This window comes from Micromonospora sp. AMSO12t (assembly GCF_008806585.1).
Classification (GTDB): domain Bacteria; phylum Actinomycetota; class Actinomycetes; order Mycobacteriales; family Micromonosporaceae; genus Micromonospora; species Micromonospora reichwaldensis.
On record NZ_WAAS01000522.1, the window covers coordinates 1 to 1,091 of the forward strand.

1 protein-coding gene is annotated in these 1,091 nt (G+C 71.9%); it reads right to left on the bottom strand.

Going from position 1 to position 1,091, the window contains the following annotated elements:
- Nucleotides 1-175: 175 nt before the first annotated feature.
- A complete protein-coding gene (locus tag F6X68_RS32750) occupies nt 176-667 on the bottom strand; it encodes a DUF3145 domain-containing protein (RefSeq protein WP_121400330.1) in 492 nt (163 codons plus the stop codon).
- Nucleotides 668-1,091 lie beyond the last annotated feature (424 nt).

The following is a 1,091-nucleotide window of genomic DNA, read 5'->3' on the forward strand; positions in this document are numbered from 1 at the left end:
CGGCGGTCCGCCGGCCCGGAGCACCCGGAGACGAGCAGTGCGGTCAGAGCGGCGAACGCGACGCCGGCACGTCGCGGGGTAGTCGACACGCGGCCCATCCCACCAGTTCACCCCTTATCGGGGCAACTTGACCTTCACCCGCCAGGATGAGTCGGCCCCGGTCCGGGCCCCGGCGTCAGCCGACGCGGGTGAGCAGGGTCACCGGCGCGCCGTCGCCGGCGTACCGGTAGGGCTCCAGCTCGGCGTCCCACGCCGTGCCGAGCGCCTTGTCGAGGGCGTGCGCGAGGGCCTCGGGGGCCCGCGCGCCCGCCATGATGCTGCGCAGGCGGTCCTCGCCGAGCTGGATGTCGCCGGCCGCGCCGACGCTCGCCCGGAACAGGCCGCGTCCGGGCACGTACATGAAGCGCTCGCCGTCGGCGCCGGGGCTCGGTTCCTCGGTGACCTCGAAACGGATCATGGGCCACTGCCGGAGGGCAGCAGCCAGCTCGGCGCCCGTCCCCGGACGACCGGTCCACCCGCACTCGGCCCGGCGTGCGCCGGGGTCGACGGGCTGAGCCGTCCACTGCAGGTTGACCGGCGCGGCGAGGACGCGCGCGATCGCCCACTCGACGTGTGAGCACACGGCGAGCGGGGTCGAGTGGACGTATACGACGCCACGCGTTGGCACGGTGACCTCCCGGAGAGCGAGGTGCGTCTTCCCCTACGACCTCGACCACCCGAGTGGTTGCTGGAACACATGATGACTGGTGTGACGGATGATGCGCCAGGGAATCGGAAAATTCGCGGGTCGGAATAGTCGGACGGGCACCCCGGTTGACCCCTCACGACGCGGTGACCAGCCAGGGACCGCGGTCGTGTACAGTTCCATCGGCGGCCTGTGCCGCGCACATCTTCCGCGGGCCCACCCACCAGGGTGTCGTCCGCACAGCCCCCGGACGTTCCGTCCTCCCGTACGTCTTGCAAGGAGTACCTCCGTGGCGAGCAACACCTCTAAGACCGCGCGCGCGTCAGTCCGGGCCGGCCAGGCTGGCCAGGGTGGCGCCCTCAGCGTGCTGGGCGAGTTCAAGTACCTCATCCCGCTCAACGGCGGC